The 26,313-nt window shown below is 62.2% G+C and carries 17 protein-coding genes and 1 pseudogene; 11 read left to right on the top strand and 7 right to left on the bottom strand.

The window, feature by feature from the left end; translation table 11 throughout:
* Positions 1-803: 803 nt before the first annotated feature.
* Both ASC66_RS11525 and ASC66_RS11520 read right to left on the bottom strand, forming a co-directional pair.
* The gene (locus ASC66_RS11525) at positions 804-1,409 is read right to left on the bottom strand and encodes a TetR/AcrR family transcriptional regulator (RefSeq protein WP_055839427.1); all 606 of its coding nucleotides are present in this window, start codon (positions 1,407-1,409) and stop codon (positions 804-806) included.
* Positions 1,406-1,795 carry a DUF8051 family protein gene (locus ASC66_RS11520; protein WP_157509772.1) on the bottom strand — a complete coding sequence of 130 codons (390 nt, stop codon included), beginning with the start codon at positions 1,793-1,795 and terminating at the stop codon, positions 1,406-1,408. The genes ASC66_RS11525 and ASC66_RS11520 overlap by 4 nt, the downstream gene beginning before the upstream one ends.
* A gap of 218 nt (positions 1,796-2,013) precedes the next feature.
* On the opposite strand from ASC66_RS11520, the pseudogene ASC66_RS17860 reads away from it, so the two are divergent.
* Positions 2,014-2,208 (top strand): annotated as a pseudogene (locus ASC66_RS17860) (helix-turn-helix domain-containing protein); the annotation flags it as partial.
* Between the two features lie 839 nt (positions 2,209-3,047).
* Here ASC66_RS17860 and ASC66_RS18170 read toward each other — a convergent pair.
* The 4 genes from ASC66_RS18170 to ASC66_RS11505 form a co-directional block, all read right to left on the bottom strand.
* Positions 3,048-5,114 (bottom strand): hypothetical protein, encoded by a 2,067-nt coding sequence (locus ASC66_RS18170; protein ID WP_157509771.1) that lies wholly within the window; start codon positions 5,112-5,114, stop codon positions 3,048-3,050.
* Between the two features lie 1,620 nt (positions 5,115-6,734).
* A complete protein-coding gene (locus tag ASC66_RS11515) occupies positions 6,735-8,489 on the bottom strand; it encodes an ATP-dependent nuclease (protein ID WP_055839422.1) in 1,755 nt (584 codons plus the stop codon).
* 562 nt (positions 8,490-9,051) lie between these two features.
* Positions 9,052-9,852, bottom strand: coding sequence for an inositol monophosphatase family protein (locus ASC66_RS11510; RefSeq protein ID WP_082492275.1), 801 nt, complete (start codon positions 9,850-9,852; stop codon positions 9,052-9,054).
* A gap of 240 nt (positions 9,853-10,092) precedes the next feature.
* Positions 10,093-13,650 carry a hypothetical protein gene (locus tag ASC66_RS11505; protein WP_055839419.1) on the bottom strand — a complete coding sequence of 1,186 codons (3,558 nt, stop codon included), beginning with the start codon at positions 13,648-13,650 and terminating at the stop codon, positions 10,093-10,095.
* Positions 13,651-14,837: 1,187 nt separating this feature from the next.
* Between ASC66_RS11505 and ASC66_RS18620 the strand changes: the two genes are divergently transcribed.
* Positions 14,838-15,215, top strand: a complete 378-nt coding sequence (locus ASC66_RS18620; protein WP_353612525.1) for a hypothetical protein — start codon at positions 14,838-14,840, stop codon at positions 15,213-15,215.
* Between the two features lie 150 nt (positions 15,216-15,365).
* Here the strand turns inward: ASC66_RS18620 and ASC66_RS11500 are convergent, their stop codons facing one another.
* On the bottom strand, positions 15,366-15,980 hold the full coding sequence (locus ASC66_RS11500) for a TetR/AcrR family transcriptional regulator (RefSeq protein ID WP_055840366.1): 615 nt from the start codon (positions 15,978-15,980) through the stop codon (positions 15,366-15,368).
* A gap of 156 nt (positions 15,981-16,136) precedes the next feature.
* On the opposite strand from ASC66_RS11500, the gene ASC66_RS11495 reads away from it, so the two are divergent.
* From ASC66_RS11495 to ASC66_RS11455, 9 genes are all read left to right on the top strand, one after another.
* Entirely contained in the window at positions 16,137-17,444 is a 1,308-nt protein-coding gene (locus ASC66_RS11495) for an ABC transporter substrate-binding protein (RefSeq protein ID WP_055839417.1), read from the top strand.
* Positions 17,445-17,542: 98 nt separating this feature from the next.
* On the top strand, positions 17,543-18,379 hold the full coding sequence (locus tag ASC66_RS11490) for a carbohydrate ABC transporter permease (protein WP_055839415.1): 837 nt from the start codon (positions 17,543-17,545) through the stop codon (positions 18,377-18,379).
* 44 nt (positions 18,380-18,423) lie between these two features.
* On the top strand, positions 18,424-19,230 hold the full coding sequence (locus ASC66_RS11485; RefSeq protein WP_157509770.1) for a carbohydrate ABC transporter permease: 807 nt from the start codon (positions 18,424-18,426) through the stop codon (positions 19,228-19,230).
* Positions 19,231-19,277: 47 nt separating this feature from the next.
* A complete protein-coding gene (locus ASC66_RS11480; protein ID WP_055839412.1) occupies positions 19,278-20,858 on the top strand; it encodes a DUF5597 domain-containing protein in 1,581 nt (526 codons plus the stop codon).
* Positions 20,859-20,865: 7 nt separating this feature from the next.
* Positions 20,866-22,041, top strand: coding sequence for a glycoside hydrolase family 1 protein (locus ASC66_RS11475; RefSeq protein ID WP_055839409.1), 1,176 nt, complete (start codon positions 20,866-20,868; stop codon positions 22,039-22,041).
* A 493-nt stretch (positions 22,042-22,534) separates the two neighbouring features.
* Positions 22,535-23,752, top strand: coding sequence for a MalY/PatB family protein (locus tag ASC66_RS11470; RefSeq protein ID WP_200944808.1), 1,218 nt, complete (start codon positions 22,535-22,537; stop codon positions 23,750-23,752).
* A 344-nt stretch (positions 23,753-24,096) separates the two neighbouring features.
* On the top strand, positions 24,097-24,702 hold the full coding sequence (locus ASC66_RS11465) for a helix-turn-helix domain-containing protein (protein ID WP_055839400.1): 606 nt from the start codon (positions 24,097-24,099) through the stop codon (positions 24,700-24,702).
* The gene (locus ASC66_RS11460) at positions 24,668-25,423 is read left to right on the top strand and encodes a B3/B4 domain-containing protein (protein ID WP_353612524.1); all 756 of its coding nucleotides are present in this window, start codon (positions 24,668-24,670) and stop codon (positions 25,421-25,423) included. The genes ASC66_RS11465 and ASC66_RS11460 overlap by 35 nt, the downstream gene beginning before the upstream one ends.
* Positions 25,424-25,437: 14 nt before the next feature.
* Positions 25,438-26,310 carry an EamA family transporter gene (locus tag ASC66_RS11455; RefSeq protein ID WP_235496870.1) on the top strand — a complete coding sequence of 291 codons (873 nt, stop codon included), beginning with the start codon at positions 25,438-25,440 and terminating at the stop codon, positions 26,308-26,310.
* Positions 26,311-26,313 lie beyond the last annotated feature (3 nt).

Raw genomic sequence — 26,313 nt, 5'->3', positions numbered from 1 at the left:
CCAGGCGTGATTTCGTAATGTGACTCTGGCATACCAAACGTACGAGCAGCCGGAGCGCCAAAGCGCGACACGCCAGAGCGGCGACAATGCCAGGTCGCGAACCGGTCTCGGGTGCAGAGGAACGCAGTGGAGCCTGCACTCTCGCGGGCATCCAGGGCACGCACGCTGAGCCGGGCTAATCCGCAGCGGCCACGACGCGCTTCTCCAACGCTGGGTCCTTGGCGGGATCATCATCGGGGCGGGGATGGCCGGCCGGCCACGGCACCGACTCACTCCCGCCTCGAAAGACGTGGACTACGTTCGGGGATACTCGTCGTCCGATCTTGGCCATCGCAACGGAAGAACGTTGGCGCGATACGCCCGAGAACTCATTCCACATCGGGAATGTTCCCATTGACCCCGAGCAATCTCGACCTGATTAGGGTTTTCTTGCGCGGTGTTCCTCCATTCTATCGGGACATCTCGGGTCGTCTGGAGTGAGTAAACGTTGAATAAACGTGCGCGCATCAAGTCTCGAACGTGGCCCGTCCTTGGCTCAACAAGCAGACCACCGTCCTCGGCAGGTGGGCGCACGCACGGTCGGTCGATCTATACGAGGGCCAACTGGCTCAGCGTGCTGGCCGTTCGACGGAATCCCGGAGTACGCCGCGTTTCACTGCGAGGCGGAATGGTAGGGCGGCCCCACGTTCACGATCCGCAACCTCCGGCACTTCGGGTCCGGGCGCGGTGTGCGCTGAGAATCTTCGACATGACAAGCGACTGGACGCCGTCGCGGCAAAGACCAAGGCGTCGGCAGGAACGCGCTAGGAATGGGTGGCTTCCTCCCCCACCCCTGAGGAGGAGGAAGAGACGTGCGAGGCGAGAGCACGAAGGGCCTCCACGAGTGGGGCGGGGTCGAGATCCGGATCGAGCATCCGTTGAAGTAGAAACCCATCGATGGCCGCGACCACAGTCACCGCCAAAGGGCCCGGAGACGCGACGCGACGCGCCCGGAACCAATCGATGAGTGTGCGGCGCAGCTCCGCCAGAGAATCAGCAAGCTCAACGCGTAGCTCCTGATCTCGGTTTGCGGCGACGAGTGACTCCGCCAGCAGTCGAAAGTCCGGGTTCTGGGAATCGACGGAAACGAGACTGTGAAACAGCTCCTCGATTGCATCGCCCGGATCTTCAAGAATGAGGAGGCCGTCTACGCGGTCCTTGAAGAAACTGCGAATGCGACGCACCGCTGCGAGACGGAGCAATTCGTCCATGCTCGCCACGTGGTAGTGGATTACACCGGGCTTCACACCCGCGCGATCAGCGACCCTCCTGCTTGTCACCCCGCCCCACCCGAGTTCTGGAATGAGGGAGGCTGTCGCGTCGACAATCCTGTCCCGGGTACTGTTCTTCGCCTGGCTATCGGGGGTCACATCCTTATCCCCTGGATCGCGATCACGATTCCGACGCCCGCCGATGCCAACGAGATCGCCTCCAAGATGAGAAGCTGCACGGGCAGACGGTCGGGGACTACAGGGAAGATTGCGAAGAGGTCAGCGAAGAAGACCGCAGCGTAGAGGATGCCCAGCACGAGTGTCGCGACAAAAGCCCAGGGCTGCCCCTCAAGGACAAACCAAGCCACAACGAAGCTTGCAATGCCGAGGGAACTTAGGAAGACGTTGAATAGCCTGAACTGCCAGCGAGGCAGAGGTGAGAAGTCCCTCGTATCCACGAGCTTCCCGGGGACCATGGGGATCAACAGCAGAGCTTCCCAAATCAGGAAAGCGCCGGCAGCGGTAGACAGAAGAGAGTGTTCCACAGGGTGCTCCTCGGGCGTGGATGACAGTACCCTCATCATAGATTTGGACGAACGTCCAAATCAAATCGACCGGCACCGCCGAGGACCAGCGTGTCAGGCCATAATCCCTACCTGACACGCCCCAGGTGTTCTTCCCCGGGAGGTTGTGAACGGTTGGGGTAGGTGAGACCTCAGGGACGATGTGGGTACCACCCTCACCTTGTTCACCGGAGGTTGTCGTGTCTCACGCCAGTGCTCCCTTGAAGCCGGAAAGGCGTCGTCGTCTTGCTTCATCGATCGTGAACCACGGTTGGTCGGTTCGTGTCGCGGCTCAGCGGTTCCAGTGCTCGCCGGCGACGGCGTCCAGGTGGTCGCGTCGATACCGGGCCGGGTTGCCGTTGACGGATCGCAGCCCGCGACCCGTGTTGTCGCCGGGTCCGCAGAGCGCTTCCAGCAGCGCCAACGTCAATACTCAGTTCGCGCCCAGGTGATGACGTCACGCGGCATCCGCTCTCGACTCATTCCTGCACCGGCAAGGTGTCGAGCATCTCCCTCCGGCACGCCGATCACCGCCATGGTCGTCACTTCCCAGTGCGCGGGAACCTGGAACTCGTCGCTCGTACACCATTGGCTGCGTGAGTATTGGCTCCTCCCGAGGTTATGACGCCAGCTGCTCCAGGTCGCCATAACTGGCCGGTGAGCTTCACGCCAGCTACATCTGCGCCACCCGAGTCAAGGGCCACCGGCCGTTGGTGTGGGGCATCGATGTGTCAAGTCTCGAGCGCAGGCGGTCCAAGGTTTGGGCCAATGTCCACCATGGTCGCAGCGAGCTCAGCCACCGAAAGCCTCCACTCGGCCCAAAAGCTCACCTCGGTACCAAGGATTGCTTGCCCGCTCGCGGACTTGAGCTCGCGAGGCCGAGTTCTGCCTGGCTTCGGCGGCGGCCCTTACCCAATCCTGACGCTGCAGGCATCACCGCGCAGCAGAACGGAACAACTCTTGGTTGAAGGCACCCAAGCTGCCAACTAAGTAGTGCCTCTCAACTCACCCATTCGCGTCGACAGGCTCAAGGATGCCCTCCCGAAGATCAAATCCGTGCTTGGGCGACCACCTGACATCTGACGCTGACTTCGCGCAGTTTGTCGAGAGCGACTTGGAAGACGGCGTTCGGTCGGGCTCGCGTTCGTTAGATGATCAGGTATGGGGAACGATTGCAGACCCGACCGCGCTGTCTTTGACGTGACCCGGCATCACTGAAGGTGGCTTCGAAGGTTCATGGCTCTGGCAGGGGCTGCGCCCAAGTGGAGTCAAATCTAGGGGCTCTGAAGCTTAGTGGTTCCGCTCCTGCCCCTTCAATAGTTTCAAGGCGCCATGAACCGCCCTCGCGGGCAAGGACCATTGAAACGCCGCCAGCTTGATACTCACGGATAGCTGTTGAACTCAAAGTGCCCGGATGTACGACGATTTGAGCAAGACCCTCGTGCAAGATGAATTGCGATTTGGAAGCCATCGCCTCGCGAACAGCTGTTGGAGGGTTACCGACAAGCGCGCGGGCGAAACGCCAGTAATCCTTCGACCCCCTCACGGAAGCCAAGCCCAGCACCCTGCAGACCGGCTCAAGTGAGGAGTTCATCCTGACAATCTGTGCACGACTTCTATTGAGAAGGTCAATAAGTCGCGGGTCAGGATTCTTCACAGCCAAGACGTTGTTCCGAAGCGCAATATCAGCTTCAATTTCTGAGTCAGTCGCCAGCACAAATCCCTCCATAACGTGAATCCCACCGGAGCCCGAACCAAGCGCTAACCACTTGTGCCACTTCACCAAGTAGTCAATTTCGTCAACGAACCTCATTGGATCGAATTCCTGTGCATAACGATCCAACCAATACACGGGGCGCAACGGCTCCGGTATGTAGTGGTTGACGATGCGCATGTGGTCGAGAGTTGTCAGCACTCTCGCCACACCGTCCCGCTCTTTCGAGCCACCAACCAGCCAGCGGTGCACCACGTCGGTGCCTACTGTGATTGCAATGAACTCACGATTCGAAGTCTCTATCTTCTCCGCTCTCGCCTTCTTGGTCGTCTTCCGCCCATCGCTTAGTAGCCAAAACGGTTCGCCCTGCCCAGCGAGCGCAAGCAGTCCTTCGTGCTGCTTGAGTGCCTCCGACACGGGAAGCTTCTCTCGACTTGCAGCACTCGTCGAGCGAGAGCTCTTCGCTTGCAAATCAATTGCTATTCGATCGTCGAGGACGAGCGAGTCGAACTCGCCGGCGACCTTTGGAGGGTCGACCATCAAGTTCTCTGGCAGAGAGGTAGCCCAAGCGATGTTCGCGATTACACGCCCTCGTTGTCGCCACGTCTTACGCACTTCCCGGTGCACTGCACGCTCATGCCAGGTGCTGTTCCGCTTGTCATCTGCGGTTCCTACCGCCAAAGCCAGTAGCGCATCCATGAAGCCCTGAGCCTCCACCACGATGAAACTATTTTCCAGGATTAGCAGATCACTGCGATCCCCAGAAATGATGGACAGCTGTTTGAGCACCGCCATCGCATCAGGGCCGAATGCACTCCCATCTAGCCACGCTACATTTGGGTCATCAAGGTGGTGGGCCGAGACGACAGGACCCGCAGGCCCGTGGGCTACGTGGGCGGCCCGCGAATTTGCCAGAACTACTGATTCAACCAACGCCTCGCTCTCTGGGGCACCATTGAGAATTAGGTCTACTGTTTTCCCCAAGGTCGGATCTGGCCTCAGTAGCCAGCGAACATCGGCGACGCGCTCCGCCGCCAGCATCGCGGTCCAGCCTGATTGCCGCGCTAGCTGCTTCATCTCTGATCTGCCGAACTTGTCGGGATGGTGCAGTCTGCGAGTGAGATTGTCTTGGTCCAGCAGCCCGAGTGTCCAAAGTGCCAACGGAGTCATCAGAATGCCGGATGAGCTAGGGGTGAAGTCGTCACAACTCACCGCCGAATAGGCAGAAAGTGCGCCGCGGAGCAGTCGAAGTGAATCGTTGTTCGAGTGCATTCCTAGTGCGGATCGTAACTGGACTGTCTTTGCAAATGAGCCGAGCGCTATTGCAAGCTCAGCGCGATGCGACGGTGCAAGCAACTCAGACGCTCGACGGAGAAGTCCCTTGTTTGCAATCCCAAACGGATCGAACTCCCTGTCTGCTGGCGCGAGAGTCGATTCCACGACCTTTCTCCATGTATTGAAGTCAAACGCTACCGCCTCCAACCTGGCATCCAGGAGTGCCTGTGCTGCGTGGTCCATCAAAGATCCGACCTTGCGCGAATCTGCGGAGTAACCAATGTCGTCAAGACCATTGAGAGCTTGGCTCACGAACTGCACATCCTTTGATCGAGAAGTGGAAGAGTCAACGCACAATGCGCCGTCGTTTGTAGCGGAGTCGCTCAGGCAGCCAAGCTCCGCAGAGTGTTTCGTCGCGCGACAATTGCGCCGGAATCGTCATCCCCCGCCACAACGGCCTCTCGTCTGCCTAGATCCACGTTTCGAAGACACTATTCTCTTCCCGAGATAGACGTCTGATTTAGAGCCCACAACTTTCTTCGCAGAGCCAGCCATTGTAGCCAAGGCGCCGAGGCGCCGAGGCGCCGTCTCTCCTTAGCGACTCTAACCATCTTTCACGATTACGAAACTATTGCGACAAAGCGTCATCTGCGAATCCCCCACGCTGGTAGTTTCCGGAACTCTCATTGAGGCAGACACGATTCACTACCAAGCTCACACGAAGGCAGAAGACGTTGGGACCACCCGGGATACCCGTGACATTCACGTGCTCCCGGCATTCGTTGCGACAGCGCTCCAACGACAAATCCGCCTGAACCGACCCGAGGACTTCGTGTTCACCAGTATTGCCGGTGGCTTCATTCGTCCTTCGAACATCCGACGCGCGTGGAGAGAAGCGCGCGACGACACCCCGCACAGCTTCCGGCGCACTGTCGGCACGGTCGTCTGGAGGGATGCGGGACCAGATGCGGCGGCGCAGATGTCGAGGCAGAAGGATGAAGGTCACGATGGCGCACTACGTCGAGCAGCCTGGACAGCTCGTGGACCACGCAGAGCTTTTGGAGCGCTTGCTCGCCCCGCGGCCCGATACCAATACCAACGTCTGAGTAAAGTGGAGTGTGAAAATGGAGAGTGGTTCTGGCACTCTCCACTTTTGTTTACCTGACGGCCGTTCTGCCCAGCAAACACGCGGGAGATCGAAACTCGATCAGTAGGCGGACGGGACTTGAACCCGTGACCGGCGGGCTTCGTCGAGGCCTCCCCCGCGAGCCGCTTTATCTCGATCAACCTCGAGTAATCTCGACCTGACTAGGGATTTCTTGCGAGATGTCCGTTCATGCTATCGAGATATCTCGACTCACCTCGAGCCGTCTGGAGTGAATAAACGTTGAATAAACGTGCGCGCATCAAATCTCTCACCGGTGGCACACAACCCTCAACTCTGAGCTGCGGGTGCCGTGACTTGGACTCGCTTACTGGGCATGTACCCGTACGCCGGCGCGCCCGCTGCCTGGGCGTCAGCTGGGTCTTCAGTATCCCGACGTCTCGGCGGTCGGTGGGTGAGTCCGCTGATGCTCAGAGGCCGATCGCAGAGCTACGCCTACGCAAGGAGGCGCCCGAACTCTCGAAACCTCGACGCCTTACTCTGGCCCGGTCGGTACGTTGGCGCCAACCGGCTTGACGAGAGCGGCGTCGCAGGCGTGGTCCGTGTGCGCCGAACCTACTTAGAGGATCCACTCGGGCTACCCGCCATGCGCTCCACGACCTTCAGCACCTGAGTGCGTCCATCTGGATCGCCGCTGGTTTCAAGCCCGCCGAGGTGACCTGTTGGCTCGGGCACGCCGCGTCCGTCGACCGACAGCACCGAACCGTACCCGGGTGACAACTAGCGGCAGGTGGCGCGGGGCTCAATGCTGCGTTCGCGACACTGGCCTAGGAAGCAAGATCGGTCAACGCGCCAAGGAAAGTCTTGATATCCTCGCAAACTGCTTCTGCTGGCAGCCGTTTGGCGACGTCGAGCGGTTTTACCTTGAAATGCGCGAGCACCTCCTTCGCCCTGCAATCCATGAAAGCGTCTGCGGCGTCGCTCTTGGTCCAGGCCACGCCGATTGTTCCAAACCCAAATTCTTTGTCCAGATCGGCTTTGACTTGATCGACATCGATCTTCGCCGCCGCGGCGATCGCGTCCGGCCATATCAGATACGCCTCGATGTACCGGCGGCGCCACTTCAATGCAATGAAGCCTTCTTCATGGCCGTTGTTTTTGTCCGTTAGGTCTGACTCCACGCTCCCTGCGGTTTCGTCGTCCCTGTCTCGGATACTGAGTGCCTCAACTTCGCCGAATTCCGAGCGGAGATTCCGCCAAACGATCTTTCGCTCTTTCACGTGGTCGCTCGTCTGCCAGTCAGCGATGTTTTGCGGCCAATCTATTCCGGCCACCTTTGCTAGTGCGACGAGGATGGGCTTATCAGACTTCCCTTCGTAGAACAGCATTCGCTTGGTTTTTCTCACTCGGTCGATGCGAGGCGCATAGTCGCTACCTATACCGACCATCAATCCAACTTTTTGTTCGTCTTGGCCGAGGTATCGGAAACGGTTGCTAGAACGATTACGCACCTCCAGAATCTCCGCCGCTGGTGTGGCGCGGATGATTTCGGTTGAGTGTGTAGCCAACAGAACCTGTTTCCCAAACTGTGCAGCCAGTTGCGAAAGTCGTTCCACCATTTGAGCTTGAAGGGCAGCGTGAAGATGAGCATCTGGTTCATCGAAAAGGAGGACATCCGTCGCTGGCGACGTCGCAAGCGTGTATACGCTAAGCCACTGCAAGAATCCACTTCCCTCGACCATTAGGTCGCGCGGTTTATATCCTTGGTGGCGCGTGAGTTTGTATCCATCCACAGTTCCTTTGACGACGTTGGCTTGGATATACGAGTGGTACTCCTCGTTGAACTCGCCCATGACAATCTCCGCGGAGAAGATTTCTCTCAGAGTACTTTGTAACAGTTCCCAGGGGTCCGACTCTCTGAGATCCGCGAGGTCCTTCTCTGGAACCCTGGTCTTGCCCTTTGCGAGTTCGTCGCGCTTTCTCGTATTGGCGAGACGCATATCCAAAAGGAGGTTTCGCAGAACAGCTCCCGCGAGACCTTCGCCAACTCGGCGACGTCGCATGGCACCTGTAGCTCGTTCCTCCCTTGCCGAGATTCCAGCGAAGGGTGGAAGATACGCGATGGTCGGAACGGGATCTCCGTCAGCCAAGTTTGAATCGGAAACTTTAACGAACAGACGATCATTGGCAAGGGACAGAGAGAACTGGAGGTGTCCCTCTTTGTCCCCCTCGCCCTCCCAACGGCACCCGATTGAAAGCGTGTACCCGTCCGGGTCTATGTCGGGCACCTTTGAGGATCTCAGGTTCGTCCAGAGGTGGTTCAGGGTCGGCACGTTGATCGGAGAAAACTCATCGTCCCCAATTCCTAACCCCTGGGCTCCGAGGCCTCCGGCAGTGAGGGCGACAGCGCCCTTTTCTGCCAACGTGGCTACCTTGCAGAACTCCCACACAGCCAGCGCTTGCAAAAGTGATGACTTGCCAGCGTTGTTGCCCCCGGCCACGATGGTGAGCCCGTCTCGCAGCTCAAGCTCGTCATCTTTGAACTGTTTGAACCGCTTGATTGTTACGTTAGTGATTTTCACTACACCCTCCCTATTGAAACCTTAGGCATGGGGAGCGCACACATTTCAGCGAACACGCAGGGGGCGTGTTTTGGGAGGAGTGCGCCTGCCCCCAGTTCTGGGAGCTCCTTCGCTCAGGTGTCGGGTTCCACCCTGGCTTCCGCTCTACCGCGCGGCGGAGGCAGCTCAGCACCAGCATCCTCCTCCCGTGCCGCCCGGTCGACGGCGCGCCTTCGAGGTCGCACTGAAGGCGCCTCCAGCCAACAACGGACATCACCATCAAGACACCGAGCAGGACTCAGCAATGTGCGAATCAGCGGCGACGAGTCGCTCTACGAGGACCACCGAGGATCGCGCGCCGGGATACTCGAGGGTTGGGGCCCCCTGACGCGCGTTGATCACTCCGGCGAGAATGGAGTGGCGGGTGCGTGGCAGCTATGTGGCGGTTCACTGGCGTCTTCTTGGCGTGGTGATGACCGGAATGGAGGCCCTTCCCAACCCGTCGTCGCATTGCATAACCGGCAATCCTGACGTACGTGTGTCGCCCGGTATGGCCTGAGGGCAGCAGGCGACCATCGACGCCTTACAGTCCAAGCGAACCCGCAGCAGCGTGCCAGACGACGTCGCTGGTAGCGACCAAGAGCCCGTCTCGCTGTGCCGTTGGCGCGTAGGCGGCTCCGTCCAGATGGGCCGCGACACCTCCAGCCTCGGCTAGCAGGAGGACACCCGGAGCGTGATCCCACGTGAGAGTCCGCCAGTACAACATGAAATCTCGTTCTCCTGCGGCGATCGACGGATACTCGATGCAGGCGGCACCAGTGCGCAGCTCGAGCGTCGTGAACCGATGCTCGTTCTCCTCTACCGCGTCACGAACCTCGGGCGGCAGGAAGCGCTTCATCCCCGCGCCCAAGAGATGTTCACGAGGCGGAGACGGCACGGACAGCCGAGCGCCGGATTCCATATGGAATGCTCCTGTCCCTCGACCTGAAACGTACGTTGCGCCATGCTCGGGTTGATGCATCACGGCCAGCACGGTTTCGCCACGCGGGAGCAGCGCGGCCATCACACCATAGTCCGGCGACCCTGCCACGAATGCTCGCGTTCCGTCCAATGGATCGAGCAGCCACACCAGTTCCTCGCCAGACAGCTGCCGCAGCACCGACGGATCGTCTGCAACGGCTTCCTCGCCGATGACCACGCTGCCGGGCACCGCCGCGTAACGCGGGGCCAGAGCTGCCTCGCAGGCTTCGTCCGCAATCGTCACCACCTCGCCAGGCGCCTTCTCCCAGACCGGGTCAGCCCCGAGGGCCCGGAAGCTCGGCTGAAGGTGCAGCGTCGCCGCCTCCCGAACGATGTCGGCGATCCGCGCCATGTCGTAGTCCACGATCCGAAGACAGTTGAACCCGACTCTTCGCCGAGCATCCGCGCGCAAGAGCCGGTCATTGGACGGCGGCGACCGGGTCCTTCACCCAAGATCAGTTTGCGCCGAACCTCTGCGGGCGCTCGGCAGATTCTTCATAGGCTGGCCGGAAAATTGCCCGGTGAGCGCCCCGCCTGGGGCAACTAGATAGCCACCGGGAGGGTCGTTGTCCAGCGATCCCGAGCGATAACCGGCTTCGACGCATCACCAGAGTTCTTCGGCCTCGCGCTCCGCAGCGCGTTTTTTCTCTCCTTGCAACGAGAGCAATAGCTTCCTCCCCCACCCTTTGACGGCGGCGGATTCCCCGTCACGCGAGATCCATGTATTTAGCTGATCGAGCTGAAGGGCGATGTGCTCGGATTCCTTGCCCGACCATCCGCCGCTCGAGAATTGAGAGGAGAGGGCTGATATGACCTTTTCATCACTGCCGAAATCCTGAAGGAGATAGCGCGCAATCGGTGCGATCTCCGTGTCTCCGACTGAAGCGGCGGCTGCGACCAACCGTGCGCGCTCCACACTGGCACCGACCCAATCACGTACTACGGAGATCTCTGTCGAGTCGGCCAGCCAGCCTTCCGTGAACATTCGGACCCGCCACGCACCGCCTTCTATGCGATCCATGAGCAGGAGCCACGCGGCTGGACCGCCGAGACGGACACAGGCTTCTAACGCCTGCCTCTCGGCTGAGTCGCCCAAGATTCCAAGCCCGTTGGCTTCAATGAGATCAGCGAACAATCTGACGACTTCGACCGGGAACTTCTTTGCTGCCCTCACCGCCAGCTTGTCCCAGCGGTAATGATGGCGGGGGATGTCGGGGAAGTCTTTGCGTCGGGCGACCAGCGGGAACAAGAGGTCGTCGAGCTCCGGCAGATCTTCGCCGAGTCGACGCATGTGAAGAGAAACGAAGTTCAGGACCGCGTCATAGTCGTCCTTGGTCTCAATGCGGGGGGTCCATGCTCGGACGTACCGAGCGATCTCCGATTCGCCGTACTCGCGCGCCCAGCTGAGTAGAGCTCTCGCGCCCTTGGCAACGCTCACTCCACCTATTAGCGATTCGACTCGTGCATCAGCTCGGGCGCTGTGCACACCGCTCACGGTGACGCTCAACGCCTGATCATCGGTGAGCTCGGCTCCGTCGATGAAACGGTCAAACGCATCTGCGTCGCCGGCGGCAACGCGCCCAATGAGGAATCCAACGAGCACCGGAAAGTTTGGCGTGTCAATCACTTTCTCGATTTTCGGAAGAAGCTCGTCATCACCGAGCCCCGCTAGTGCTCGCCCGACATCGAAGGCCGCCCCTAGGGGTTCCGGCATGACAATGAGATCCATGAGCGCTTGAGCCGGATCGTTCAGCTTGCCAGCGATCTTTTTCAGCTTTTCCAGGAGAGCATCTTCTTCCAAGCTCCAAGCGTTCGAATGTGCGAGGACCCAGAGTTCGTCCGTTGCCGAAGCGTGGGGTAGAGCCTGGTCGATCTCATCAATGAGCAGGCGTCGAGATCTCGCCTCCGCGGACTCGTCGTATAGCGATCGCATGCTGGCGACCTCTGCGCGCACTGCCCGAAGGCCTGCGGACGGTAGGGTGCCCAACGCAGAGCCAAGGTGGCGTCGGACAGGTTCGAAATCGAGAAGACGGGGCATCGACTCAATTAGCGCTTTGAGCGCAGCACCGGCCACGGCGCCGTCTGGGTCTTCCGCCAAATTCCTCAGCAGGTCGATGGCCGCTGACATGTAAGGGGCGGCTTCTGCGAACGTAGCCGTGCCGCGTGGTTCGACGACTCGACCGCCCTGGAGTTCACCAGAGACAAGGATGGTCCCATATAGATCGAGGGCATGGGTCGCCGCCCGCGCGGCGAGAAGTCGTTTCTGCGAGTCGTCGGACTCGGCAACGGCGGCGAGATATGCAATGCGTTGGGCGGGCGCAGCTGCCGTCGACGGGAGGAATGTGCCGAACAAATCGACCCACGATCCGCTGGCGTTATTCGAGAACTGTTCGGTCTCGACCAAAGCGAGTCGAAGGAGCGACGTCGCAGCGCGCTCGAACGTGTCAGAGTGCCACGCGAGTTTCCCCAATGCCCAGACGATGTCACGACGAACTGCATCGTGTTCCCTGAGATCCGCGTCCGTCGCGTTGTCGAGCAGCGCGCCAAGCCGGTCTGAGACTTCGACCGGTGCGATCACGGCAAAGTGGGAAAGCAGTACTCTCGTTCCTCCTGTCGCGGCCAGGCCGGCAAGTGTGCCGCCCAAGGGCAGCATGCTTGAGACCGCGGACACGGCAATGTCGAACTCGCCGATGTCCGCGGCACGGCGGAAGAGCCTTTCGAGGATCTCGGCGCCCAACGTGGGCATCAGGTCGGAGACGATTCGGCCGCCGAAATGATCCCAGCCCGCTTTCGCCAGATAGACGGCGACGGGGAACGGTCCGACACTCCGATAGCGCCCCTGCCTCGACATCAAGCTGTTGCTGTCCAGTTCGCGGGCGGCGAGTCTGAGATCGGTTTCTGGAACACCGAGGCCTTCGGCGATCGTCGTGAGCTCAACAGCGACCTCGCCGTCGTGGCCGAATCGGCTGAATAGCGCCAGCGCCATGCTCGCGACGAAAAGATTGCCCTTCGGGAACTCATCGACGATGAACGTCTTAACATCGTCCACAGTGATATATGAGCCCGCCGATGTCGGATTCCTGCCGATCGCGTCCGCAGCCTGTAAGGCGTAATCCACGTTGCCCGCGGCGACTTCGATGACGACCCGGCGGGCTTCATACGACAATTCGCCAGCGTTGAGAGCGAGGAGTGACTCCATCGCATTGTCGTCCATCCCGGGCAGAGTGATCGCCGAAGATCTGAGAACGGTCGACGTCGGCTCGCCGATGGTGATGAGAGTCGTCGTGGAGCCGGCGACTAGAGCGGACGTGAGAACCTCGTGCTGTTTTCGGTCGCATTCATCAATAACGACGATCGCCGTTCGTCCATCGCTTGCGAGATGTTTGAGTAACGGCGCATGGAACTGGTCAGCGGCCGGCACGTAGACCACAAGTGACTCATAGAGTTGCCCTCGCAGCGCTTCGAGCACGAGGCGGGTTTTGCCCACGCCGCTGACGCCCTCGACTCGCAGATCCCGCTGGGTTCCCGTCGTGATTGCGTCACGGAGCACGCCAATGATCTTGTCTCGTTCGTCGGACGTTGCCCAAATTGTTCTGGTGCTCGGGACCGCTTGCGTCCAGTCCTCGAAGGTCATGCTCGACGTGCCGATACCGCCGAGGATCGGGTCGACTGCGAGTGCCGGATGGTCTTCGGCCCAAGTGGCGAGGGTGTCGGCTGTAAATACCTCGAAGGTGTCGTCATCGACGTGGATGCTGAGGGCTACCGCTTCGTCACGCAGCGCCTTTCTGCGGGCGGCGATCATTTTCGCAGTGCGTGATGCCCCAAGCACCAGGCGGTACTTGCCTCCGGCGCGAAGAATGGCAAGTGCCTCGCCGGCGCCGCGAAGTTCCGCCTTGCAGTCAGCCGGGGTCAGGTCGCCCGCTTTGAGCTGCCAAGCGCTGTCGCCCTCCGGAATCCAGCGAGTCGCTTGCGCACGTCGGAGACCGGCGTCGACGCCGCCGTCACCGAGATTCTGGATATAGGTGATTTCCAACGTCGAGCCAGCCATTCCGGCGCGGGCGATCTCCATCGTCAGAAGACGATTGATGAACGCGCCGAAGTAGGTGCCGCCGAGGGCGTTGATCTTCGCCGCATCGACGGAGAAGGGACCAAAGCTAGCCATTCGCAATCCTTGCTTAATGGGACAACCGAAACATGAGACTGTCCGCAGCGATCGTATCCCGGCGTGCCACTCGCGCGAGCGGCGAGCCGAACAGAGCAGTGCGACGAAGGCGACGCTGGCAAGCCTGACCGTGTCGTTCCGTCATGAATTCGGAGCCGTCGACGCGCGACTCTTCAAGCTCAGACGGTGCGCCGCCAACAGAAGCTTGCCGCGCACCCACACTTAGATTTGCGAGCGATCGATCGGCGTATTCGCCGTCCGCTCGGTTGGCGACAGCCAATCGCGACAACCGACTAAGGCGACGGGTGCCAGCCAGGAAGGTGCAGCTGCCCGCCAACGCTCACTATCCGAGTTCCAGCTCACGGGCTGCCGTCGGTCTGGGTGGCTCCTGAACTGCATAATGGGACCTAGGGGCGGGGGGAATCCTCCCCAAGAAAAGTCCCTACCATCCCGCGAAGATATACAACCCAGATCAGATAGTGGATTCGAGTTTCCTTACGAGTTCTTGGCGGTGAGGCATTGCAGCTTGAGCCGCACTTGGTGCGCAACACCCGCAGCGAGGACCTCGCGGACGACGCGATCCACTGGCTCCACGACCCCTGTTTCGCCGCGCACACCCGGGAGACCGGAACGCTCCGATGAGCGCCCGGGCCAACTTGATCCCGAGACCCGATCGCAACCAATAAGTGTTGAATAAACGTGCACGGAAAGCCGCCGAGTCAATTGCCGTCAACAGCCTCGGATCCGCAGAGCGACACGGGTGTTTCACGGCCTCCCCACGTCAAGGCCACTGAAAGCGTGTCGAATAAACGTTGAACGACCTGCAAAGGACTCGGAAGTCTTGTTCGAGAAACCCCAGATCAAGCCAAATTTCTTGTCGCAGGAATGAGACTTGAACCCATGCCCGAATGTGAAAGAGTGACCAAATCCCATGCAAACGCATTACGATTAAGAGCACTTGATCAGGGATTTAAGAGTAGGGCGGACGGGACTTGAACCCGTGACCGGCGGGCTCCACCCGGGCCTCCCCCCACGAGTCGATTCATCTCGTTCGACCTCGAGTAATCTCGACCTGACTAGGGATTCCTTGCGTGACGTTCTCTCATTATATCGAGATGCCTCGACTCGCCTCGGGCGATCTGGAGTGAATAAACGTTGAATAAACGTGCGCGCATCAAGTCTCGCGAGTGCAACACCCGTACTCAATTGGTCCGGTTCCCCGGGCGCAAGTTTGTCAACTGGCCACAAAACGAGGGTCGCCGTCAACTGTCGCGGTCGCTTCAGCGGGCGGTGTCGAGACGGGAACGTTTCCCCTGCGGGGCCCCGAAGGCGCCGCGGGTCTGGCTGTCGCGGTGGACCGAGAATCGACCTTAGCGGACGATCACGATCTCGCATTCATAGAGATCGCGCTCCATGACTCGGCAGGAGCATTCGTCATTTCCGAGACGCGACGAGTGACCGTCCGAGACGAGCGGGCAGGCTCCCTCCAGGCCCTCGGCAGCGGGCGGCCTGACATTCGGAGGCGTACGTCTCGTCCTCGCACACCACGTTTGAAGGTTGCCTGATCGCCGTCGTTCGCCCGAGCACTGTTGGTCCAATCGTCGTGACGGCCGAGACCGAGGGTTTGACGACGGCGACGGCGCCCTGGAGGCGCTCGCGCCGAGCACAGACAGCGACTGACGAACCTCGGCGTGATGCCGAGTGTGTTAGGACAGCTAGCGAGCCCCGAGATCGTCGAAGAAGACCTCCATCACCCGCAGCATACTGTTCCTCGAGGGGTCGATAAGCCACTGCAACTGTGCGCCTTCCCAGACGCTCACGATGAGTTCGGCAACGACGGCGGGGTCGTGGTGGTCGGGGACGAGGCCGCGCTCTTGGTCGTACCGGACCTTGGCGGCTAAATCCGCGCGGCTTCGCGCGTACCGCTCGACGAACCAGGGATGGCCCGGGTGGTCGGGCGACGAGCATTCCGCGCCGAGGATCGCGAGCATCCGCAGGAGTTCCGGGTGATCGAAGTTGCGCTCGGCGAGATCGAGGATGCCGAACCGCACCCCGTATCGCCGGCAGTTCTCATGAAAGGGGCCGTTTCCGATGTCGTCCGCGTGGTCGAGAACCGCCTGGAGGAGCACGATCTTGTCCGGGAAATGGTGCACGAGGCTCGTCATGCCGACGTCGAGCTGGCTCGCGATCTCGCGCAGCGAGCCTCCGTTGTACCCGCGCGTAGCGAAGACCGACGTCGCCGCCTCGACGATCTGCTTCTTCCGCATCGCGGTTTTCGCGTACGCGCGGSGAGCCACAGGCTTCTCGGAGGCGCTCATCTCGGCGGTCATGGGTGTCATCATACGGAACCGTGGCGGCGCATGGAATCCGCGTTCAAAAAAAATGTAGCAGGTAACCCATTTTTGAAGTAGGGTCGTCTCGCTGCTCCAGTCGAAGCACCGGAATCGGCAGTCATCCACAGTTCGAGTCAAAGGAGATTCCCCATCATGAAGCGTTCGCTTCGGAGGTTCCACCTGTATCCGGCCGCCGCCGCAACTGCCGCCGCCGCCCTCCTCCTCGCCGGTTGCAGTGCGGCGGCACCGGGATCAGACCTTGGTCCCATCGACGATCCACAAGCAGTCGCCGGCACGGTCACCGTCCTCACTTGGGAAGGTGCGAACACCGCTCTCGAGGCGATCGTGCCGGCCTTCGAAGAGGAGTACCCCAACCTGAAGGTCGACCTCCAGGTCATCGGTTACGACGACGTCAGCACCCGCCTAACCGTCGGTCTTCAGAGCGGCGCCGACCTCCCCGACGTTGTCGCGGTCACCGGCGAGCGCGTCAAGACCGTGACCGAGAACTTCCCGGAGGGCTTCGTCGATCTCAGCGTGTTCGGGCTGGATGAGCGGCAGGACGAGTGGGCCGATTCGAAGTGGCCCGCGCTGACCGGTCCCGACGTCCAGCTGTTCGGCGTGCCTTGGGACGTAGCGCCGGTCGCGCTCTACTACCGGACCGACTTGTTCGAAGCCGCGGGAATCGACGCCGCGTCGATCCATACCTGGGATGACTACCTCGCCGCCGGTGACCTGCTCGCACGAGACGGTTACAAGCTGTTCCCGATCGAGGTGGACACGTCGCAGGCGTTCAGTATCCTTCTGCAGCAGCAGGGCGAGTCGTACTTCACCGATGACGGCGAGTCCAACCTCGCCAGCGACGCGGCGATCGAGACGGCGACCCGACTACAGAGCGCAGTCGACGGCGGCTACGCCGAGATCGTGAATAACTGGGACGCCATGCTCGCGTCGTTGAAGTCCGGCGACGTCGCCACCCACATCATGCCGGTCTGGTTCGCGGGCATCCTCGAAGGTGCGGCCCCAGAACTCGAGGGCAAGTGGGGGGTCATCGAGCTCCCGGCCGCCGAAGCCGGCGGAGTGCGGGCCTCGAACCAGGGCGGCTCAAACCTCCTGATCCCGGCGAAGTCCAAGAACCCGGAGGGCGGCTACCTCTTCGCGACCTTCGCCCTCGGCGAGGCCAGTTCGGCTAACACGATGATGGAGCTCGGCAACATGTCCTCGCTGCTCGCGGCCAGTTCGGAGCCTGCGTTCACCACCGACGTCCCCTACTACGGAGGCCAGAAGGTCTGGCAGTTATTTGCGAGCACGATCAGCGACATCCCGGCCGTGCCCCTCACGGCCGACTACGACAAGGCGGATCAGATCGTGATCGACGCGATCGGCAATATCCTCGTGTCGGGCGCCGACCCGAGGTCCACGCTCAAAGACGCGTCGGCACAACTGACCAGCCAGATCGACTGATGACAACGACGATCAGCGCTCCCGCCGGGACGACGCCGCGTGCGTCGTCCCGGCGCGGGGGACCCTTCCGTCGATTGCGGCGCCGTCGCACTCACTTGATGTTCCTTGCGCCAGCCCTTGTGCTCTTCGCCGCGTTCCAGATCTACCCGATCGGGCGCAGCCTGATCCTGAGCTTCCAGACGCGTGAAGACGGGGTGATGGTCTGGGACGGTGTCGACAACTACACGCGACTACTGTCCGACCCCGACTTCGCCCAGGCACTCGGCAACACGTTCCTCATCCTGCTTGTCCAAGTGCCCATCATGCTGACCATCGCTCTCTTGCTAGCGGTTGCGCTGCGCTCGAGCTTCGTTCGATTCAAACAGGGCTTCCGTCTCGTCTACTTCCTGCCAGCGGTCACGGCGCTGCTCGCCTACGCGATCGTGTTCCGAACTCTGCTCAACGGCGATTCAACGGTTCTCAACCAGTTTCTTGGTTTCGCGGGGATCGAGCCGATCAACTGGCTCGGTGACCCATTCTGGGCGCGTGTCTCCCTCATCGCCTCGGTCACTTGGCGCTGGACCGGCTACAACATGGTGATTTTCCTCGCGGGTCTGTCCGCAATCGATCCGAGCCTCAAGGAGGCGGCCTCTATCGACGGCGCCAACGCGTTCCAGAGCTTCCGCTCGATCACCGTCCCGCTGCTCCGCCCGGTCATCCTCTTCGCCCTGACCACATCCACGATTGGCGCGCTGCAGCTCTTCGACGAGGCGTACATTCTGACAAAGGGCGGCCCGTCGGGAGCCACCCTCACCATCGTGCTCTACCTCTACCGGACGGCGTTCAAGAGTCTCGATTTCGGATACGCCTCGGCGATGGCCTATGTGCTCGTGCTCATCGTGATGGCGCTCGCCATCGTGCAGATGCGACTGCTGCGGACGAAGGACGACGAATGACTTCGATGACCCTCTCGCGGCGTGTGCGCGCGCGCTGGATCGGCATGCGCTCTCTCCTCCTACACTCCGTGTTGATCGTCGGCGGGATCGTCAGCCTCTTCCCGATCTACTGGATGTTCGTGGCGGGCACTCGGCCCAGTTCCGACATCTTCAGCGCGCCGCCGGCACTGCTTCCGGGGGACTTCCTACCGGAAAATCTGGACAATCTATTCGCGGGCACGACATTCGCGGGCAACCTCCTCATGTCCCTTGTTGTGGCCGCGGTCTACACGACCGTCGCGGGGCTTGTGTCGGCGATGGCCGGGTTCGCCCTCGCGAAGTATCCCTTCCGCGGTCGCCAGGCACTTCTCATCGTCATCATCGTGACGATGACGGTCCCCTTCCAGGTGACCCTGGTCCCTCTCTTCGAGATGATGACCACGCTCGGCTGGCTGAACTCACTCCAGGCCGTCATCCTGCCGTTCACCTTCAACGCATTCGGCATCTTCTTCATGCGGCAGGCTTTCCTAGGCTTCCCTAACGAGCTCATGGAGGCGGCCAGGCTCGACGGCGCGAGCGAACTCGGCATCTTCTACCGGATCGCGCTACCGGCGATCCGGCCGGCGCTCGCCGTGCTGGGGCTGCTGCTATTCATGTTTCAGTGGAACTCATTCCTTTGGCCGCTCCTAGTGCTGACGAATCCCGATCTCTACACTGCGCCGGTGTTCCTAGCCACGCTCGTCGGTCTCGGCGAGGCCGACTACGGGGTCCTCCTGCTTGGCACCGCCATCGCGACAATTCCAACGATGATCCTTTTCCTCATCTTCCAGAAGCAGTTCGTCACCGGGATCCTCGCCGGAGCGATCAAGTGACTACCATCGAAAGGAGCTCCGTGAACAGGACTAGTACCTTGCCACGAATGGGAGCCGAAGGACTTATTGTCGACGGCCGCCCCACATTGGTCATCGGCGGTGAGGTGCACAACTCAAGTACGCGGACACGAGAGGCGACGGATCATGCGTTCCGACGCGCCCGTGAGCTCGGCGCCGACACCGTGCTCGCCCCCGTGACCTGGGAGCTTCTGGAGCCGAGCCCCGGCGTCTTCGACTTCAGCCAGATCGACGGGATGTTGGAGGCCGCTCACCGTGAGGCCGTGCGGCTTATTCCCCTCTGGTTCGGCTCGTGGAAGAACGCGACGTCGAGCTATGTGCCCGGATGGGTTAAGTCTGATCCCGCCCAGTTCCCGCGTGCACACACTCTCACCGGCCCGGTCGAGCATGTGTCGCCATTCTCGGGGGCGGCGCGGGAGGCCGACGCCGCGGCTTTCGCAGAACTCATGGCTCACATCCGCGAGTCGGACCACGGCGGGCGCGTTGTCATGGTGCAGATCGAGAACGAGGTGGGCTTGCTCGGTGACTCCCGGGACCGGAGCCCAGTTGCCGAAGGTGCATGGGCGCTGACCGTTCCCCAGGCGCTGCTCGACGCCCTCGCTTCGTCGCCGGATATTCCCGCGGCCCGGTCGTGGACGGCCGCAGGTCGACGGAGCGCCGGCACCTGGGCGGAGATCTTTGGGGGCTCCGTCGAAGGCGACGAGGCGTTCATGGCGTGGGGCTTCTCCACCTATATCGAGGCTGTCGCGTCCGCAGGGGCAGCCGAGCACCCGGTGCCGTACTTTGTGAATGCGTGGCTCAATACCGAGGTGGAGATCGAGTCGCCGGCGGGCCAGCCCATTGCATTGGCAGGCGGAGCGGAACCCGGCGGATACCCGAGCGGCGGGCCTGTTGCCCGCGTCGCTCCGATTTGGGCGGTGGGCGCGCCGACCATAGCCCTTCTAGCGCCGGACATCTACTTCGGAGACTTCGCGGCAACCTGCGCGGCGTTCTTCGAGGCCAGCGGAATGCTGTTCATCCCGGAGATGCGACGCAGCGAACTCGGGGTCGCGCAGATGCTCGTGGCGGTCGGCGAATTCCGTGCCGCCGGAGTGTCGCCGTTCGGAGTCGACTCACTCGAGCATGGTTCGCCCGGTGAATCTGCGCTCGTCGACGGCTATCGTCAAGTGCGCGCGCTGGCGGATCTCCTCGTAGGACACCCGGAGCGTCCATCCCGAGCCGCCATTGTCGACCACGCTGCACCACCGTCGATGATGGAGTTCGGCGACTTGACGCTCACGGTCGCTCCGTCGTCGCTCCCCGGAACGGGTGCAGGTTCGGTCGGCTACGTCGCCGTAGTTGAAGAAGAGCCTGGGAGATTCGTCGCCATTGGCCGGGGGGTCTCGATCATTCCCTCTCATCGGGACGGTCGGCAGGTGGGCATCCTGGCAGTCACCGAACTTGACTTCGACGGGGACTGGCAGACGTGCGGGCGTCTCAACGGCGACGAGACCGCATCCGGCACCGCTGTCCGGATTCCACCCCGGGTGGCAGGGTCGCCAGATCTTTTTCCGATCCCCCTGATCATGACCTCTACGGGCATGCTCCGGGCGGAGTTCTACGATTACTGAGGGTGACATGACGAGACAATTCCCTGACGGATTCCTCTGGGGTGCGGCGACGGCGGCCCATCAGATCGAAGGCGGCAATGTCGCTTCGGACTGGTGGAAGCTAGAACACCGACCGGACGGACCGTGCGCCGAGCCGAGTGGTGACGCATGCGACAGTTACCACCGGTACCCCGAAGACGTCGCCATCGTCGCCGGCCTCGGCCTCGGCTCATATCGCTTCAGTATCGAGTGGTCGCGGATCGAACCCGAGCCGGGCGAGTTCTCGCGGGTGCAGCTCGACCATTACCGACGGATGATCGCGACCGTCCTCGACGCCGGTCTGCGCCCGACGGTGACGCTGCACCACTTCACTTCTCCGTTCTGGTTCACCAAGGGCGGCGGCTGGGCACGCGCCGACTCCGCCGATCGTTTCTTGCGTTACTGCGAGACGGTCGCGCCGCTGCTGACCGAGGCGGCGTACGTGTGCACGTTCAACGAGCCGAACATCGCGGCATCGTTCGCCCGCTACTTCGAGCCCGGATACGTCGCGCCCGCGGGGCTGCCGGATCCGGATTCCCGGATCTCGGACGGCTTGACTCGCGCGCACCTCCGAGTGCGGGACGCCCTTCGCGCCGAGGTCGGCCCGCGGGTCGGCTGGGCCGTCGCGACCCAGTCCTTCTCGGGGGTGGACGGCCCGGACGAGCTGTCCGCTGCTTACGCTTACGAGCGGGAAACCCGGTTCCTGGAGGTGGCCGTCGACGACGACTGGCTGGGGGTCCAGGCCTATAGCCGCACGATCGTCGGCCCCGACGGTCCCCTACCCGTGAGCGACGAAACAGAGCGGACCCTGATGGACTGGGAGTACTACCCCGAGGCGCTCGGGTCCGCGTTGCGGGAGGCTCACCGCATCGCTCCGCGCGTACCGCTGATCGTCACGGAAAATGGGATCGCCGCGGCCGACGATCGGAGACGCATCGACTACGTGCGCACGGCGCTCGGCGAAGTCCTCACCGCGATCGATGACGGGGTCGACGTGCGCGGCTACTTCTATTGGAGCTTGTTGGACAACTTCGAGTGGGCACATGGATATAGGCCCACGTTTGGTCTTGTCGCAGTCGACCGGGACACGTTCGCGCGCATCCCTCGCCCGAGCGCTCACTGGCTGGGCGCGGTTGCTCGTGCGAATGCATTGGACGCGGATTGAACGCCGGTCGCAGACCTCGTCTAACCTGAGTCCAAATTTGGGCAGCATTTCGTCCCCCTCGGAGGCTTGAAATCTATACATCCACCTTCATATTCCAATCGAAGCCCTTCGAGGACGAGTTTCACCGGTTCAATGACGAGATCGCTGAGCGCGCGCGCGATTCCGGGACTACTCGTGAAAGAGGACGGGGCGAATGAATCCACTGGACTGCATTCCGAGGTATACCAGGAAGTACCCTCCCCAACTTCGAAGTCTGCTGCTGCCAGGTGTCCCCCTGCGGGCACACCACGGGCGACAGGAACGTTCACTTGATCGACAGTTTGCGGCAGGTATACCCATTCGTCCTGCTCGAACCACTGAGTCGGCAACATTCATCCGCGAGACACGCAGGTGGGCGTCGGGGAGCCTCCCTCACGTGGCGGAGCTGGCATCGTTGGCTGCAAGCACCAAGGCCTCCTCGTCCACGTTCGAGTCCGGCAGTTAGGCTGCTCAAATGACCTCATCCCTGCGCCCGAACCCACTGGAGCAGCTCACGCTGGACGATTTGCGTCGGCGCACGAGCCAGAAGTGGCAGGCGCACGATGCCGACTTGCTGCCGCTGTGGGTGGCGGAGATGGACGTTCCGCTCGCGCCGCCGGTGGCGGACGCGATCCGGCACGCGATCGACATTGGGGACACCGGCTATGCCTCGCGTCACGGTTACGCCGAGGCTGTCGCGGAATTCGCCGCCGCACGCTGGGGGTGGCCAGATCTGCCAGTCGCCGACACCCGGGTGCTCGCCGAGGTAATGACTGGCATCGTCGAGGTGCTGCGCGTCAGCACTAAGCCGGGAGATTCTGTGATCGTCATGTCACCCGTTTACGCGCCCTTCTTCTCCTACATTGCCCACGCCGGCCGTCAGGTCATCGAGGCGCCACTCACACCGTCGGGCCGCCTCGATCCCGATGCGGTCACGTCCGCGATCGAGCGAGTTCAAAGCGAAGGCGGGCGATGCGTCATACTGCTCTGCAACCCGCACAACCCCACCGGCACTGTCCACACCCGCTCCGAGCTCGAGGCTCTTGCCGTGATCGCCCGCTCTGCTGGTGTGCGGGTGTTGGCGGACGAGATCCATGGCCCACTGGTGCTCGCCGGCGCGGACTTCGTCCCCTACCTCACCGTCGCCGGCTCGGAGGACGCGATTTCTTTCATCTCGGCATCGAAGGGGTGGAACCTCGCGGGGCTGAAAGCCGCACTCGCCATTGCAGGCCCCGAGGCCGCCGCGGATCTCCGAAGCGTGCCAGCCGAGATCGACTACGCACCGAGCCACCTCGGGGTCATCTCGCACACGGCCGCATTCCGGTACGGCACTGACTGGCTCGACGACCTTCTCTGCGGCCTCGACGCGAACCGCGCCCTCCTCGGGCGGCTCCTGAAGGAGCACCTTCCACAGCTGTCGTGGATCCCACCTGAAGGCACCTACCTGGCTTGGCTCGATTGCCGACAGCTCGCGATTCCGCGCACCACCCCGGCGAGCACGACGTTCGCGGTCGCCACCGACATCGACGGCCCTGCGAAGCTATTCCGCGACAGGGCGCGAGTCGCACTCAACTCCGGGCACATCTTCGGTTCGGGAGGAGACGGGTATGTGCGGCTCAACTTTGCGACCTCAAGCGCGATCCTCACCCTCGCTTTGACAAGGATGGGCGAGGCGGCCGCCGCGAAGGTCTGACGACGGTCCCGAGCGCTGGCCGTGCCGTGGAGGTCGGCGCGTCCAACAGCTGTGGACCACGGTGCCAAAAGATCCACTGTGCTCAGTCAACGACGACCGCGTCGCGTTTGGGCATTCAGCTTCATGATGTCTGCAATGCCGCGGTTCGCGGCCGAGAGCACCGACGCGGTTTGACGAACTGCGCTCGGTCTGCGCGTCGATTCCTCCATCGATGCTTGCCTCGTCGCCGGATCAATGCGGGCCTGAGCAGAGAGACTAGACAACAGTTCCGCTGATTTCTGAAGGATCCGGCAAGAACTGGTCAGCCATCGACAGTGCCAAGTTAGTGCAGTATTATGCACCACATGGATCAAGTTGCGGAGACACTGGCGCGAGCCATTGGTGCGCGGGTGAGGCAGGAGCGCAAAAGTCGCGAGTGGACGCTCGACCAGCTCGCCGCGACAGCAGGCGTGAGTCGCCGCATGCTCGTGAACGTGGAGCAGGGCGGGGTCAATCCAAGCATCGGTACGCTGCTGCGACTCTCGGATGCGCTCGGTGTTGGATTGCCTGCATTGGTCGAGCCACCCGCCGCGCGCACCGCGAAGATCACCCGCCGAGGTGAGGGCGCAGTGCTGTGGAGCGGAGATCTTGGCGGGAAGGGGGTGCTGGTCGCGGGCACAGAGGCGCCGGACGTGGTCGAGCTGTGGGACTGGACTCTTGCTCCGGGCGAACGCCATGAGAGCGAAGCCCATGCCGACGGCACCCGGGAACTACTGCACGTCCAGGACGGCGCTCTGACCGTTGAAGTCGACAGCGAGAGCTACGAGATCGCCACCGGCGACGCACTGTCGTTCTACGGTGACATCGCCCACGCCTACATCAACTGTCATGACGAGCCTGCCCGGTTCTCGCTCACGGTCTTCGAACCGGGCGTCGGTGCCGCGCACAGAACGGAGATCCCGAATGCCTAACCCCATGACCCCGATCGAGTTTCTGGACGCCAGCGCAGTGGACCCTGCCGTGTTCGATCTGCGCCCGGACTACCGGGCCATGCTGCTCGTGGTTGACGGCCTCGCCCCCGACGCGAGCAATCGGAGCGGCGGTGCACATCTCGATGCGTTGGTCGCGGCAGCTGAGGCTCATTCCCGCGCGCTACTCGCTGCTTCCCTTGTTGAGGAGTTGCCGCATATCGCAGCGTGGCGGGAGGCGTATCGGGCGTTCGGGGCGAAGCCGCAACGCAACCGCAACAGCCTCGAAGCTCTTACCCGCCGCGCCGAGCATGGCCTCCCGCGGGTGAACGCGCTCACCGACATCTACAACGCGATCTCCGTGCTGCATCAGATTCCGCTCGGCGGTGAAGACTTCCACCTCTACGACGGCGCTGCCCGCTTGACCCGCGCCACCGGAGAGGAACCATTCGACACCGCCGCGAACGGAGACACGGTGATCGAGCATCCGGAACTCGGCGAGGTGATCTGGTGCGATGGCGCCGGGACGTGCCGTCGCTGGAACTGGCGGCAGGGACGACGCACCGCCCTTTCCGATGCCACGGATACGGCGTTCTTCATTCTCGATGCCCTCGCACCCATGACAGACGATGCCCTGACCAAGGCGGCAGACGCACTCGCCGATGCCCTGACCGGTCTCGGCGGCGAGGTGCGTGTGTTGCGGCGTCAAATCGGCGCCCCGTGACCGGTCGGCGCACCATGGGAGTGCCTCCGTGGTCGATGGCGGTCGCGGCAATGATCGCCGTCCAGTTGTCGAACGCGCTCTCGGTGAGCGTGATCGAGCAGGTCGGGGCGGCCGGCACCGCGTGGCTACGCATGTGCTTCGGGGCGGTGTTCCTCTGGATGATTGCCCGCCCTGCGATCAGTTCCCTCCGCCGCAAGGACCTCCCGGCGCTGGCCGCGCTCGGCATGGTCACGGGGTTCATGACGACATTCTTCCTCGCCGCCGTCGAACGCATCCCACTGGGCACCGCGGTCGCGATCGAGTTCCTCGGCCCCCTCACCGTGGCGGCCCTGATGAGCAAGCACCGGAGCGCGCTCGTGTGGTCGCTGCTCGCGTTCGTCGGCGTGGTACTACTGACCGAGCCCTGGCACGGGGACATCGACCTCGCCGGGGTCGGCTTCGCCCTCGCTGCGGGAGCCTGTTGGGGACTGTACAACGTGTTCACACAGCACATCGGCGATCGCTTCTCGGGCATCAGCGGGCTGTCGCTGACGATACCGATCGCCGCGTTGGCGACACTGCCGATCGGGCTGCCCCAAGTCATCAGTGGTGACCTCACCTGGTGGGTGCTGGCCGCGGCCGCGGGGATCGCTCTGATCACCCCGGTGATCGCGTTCGGGCTCGAGATGCTCGCCCTGCGCCGGATGACCCACACGGCATTCGGCACGCTGCTCTCGCTCGAGCCAGCCTTCGGCCTCCTCATCGGGCTGCTGGTGCTCGGCCAGGCACCCACTCTCGTGCAACTGCTTGGCATCGCCCTCGTCATCGTCGCCGGCGCCGCCGCGCAACGCGGCGGGGCACGAAGGACCGACCCCGTTCCCGCCGAGACACCCGCGACAACGAAGTAGGCA

The sequence above is a fragment of the Leifsonia sp. Root4 genome (genome assembly GCF_001425085.1).
In the GTDB taxonomy this organism is placed as follows: domain Bacteria; phylum Actinomycetota; class Actinomycetes; order Actinomycetales; family Microbacteriaceae; genus Microterricola.
This window is presented reverse-complemented; position numbering and strand designations above follow the sequence as displayed.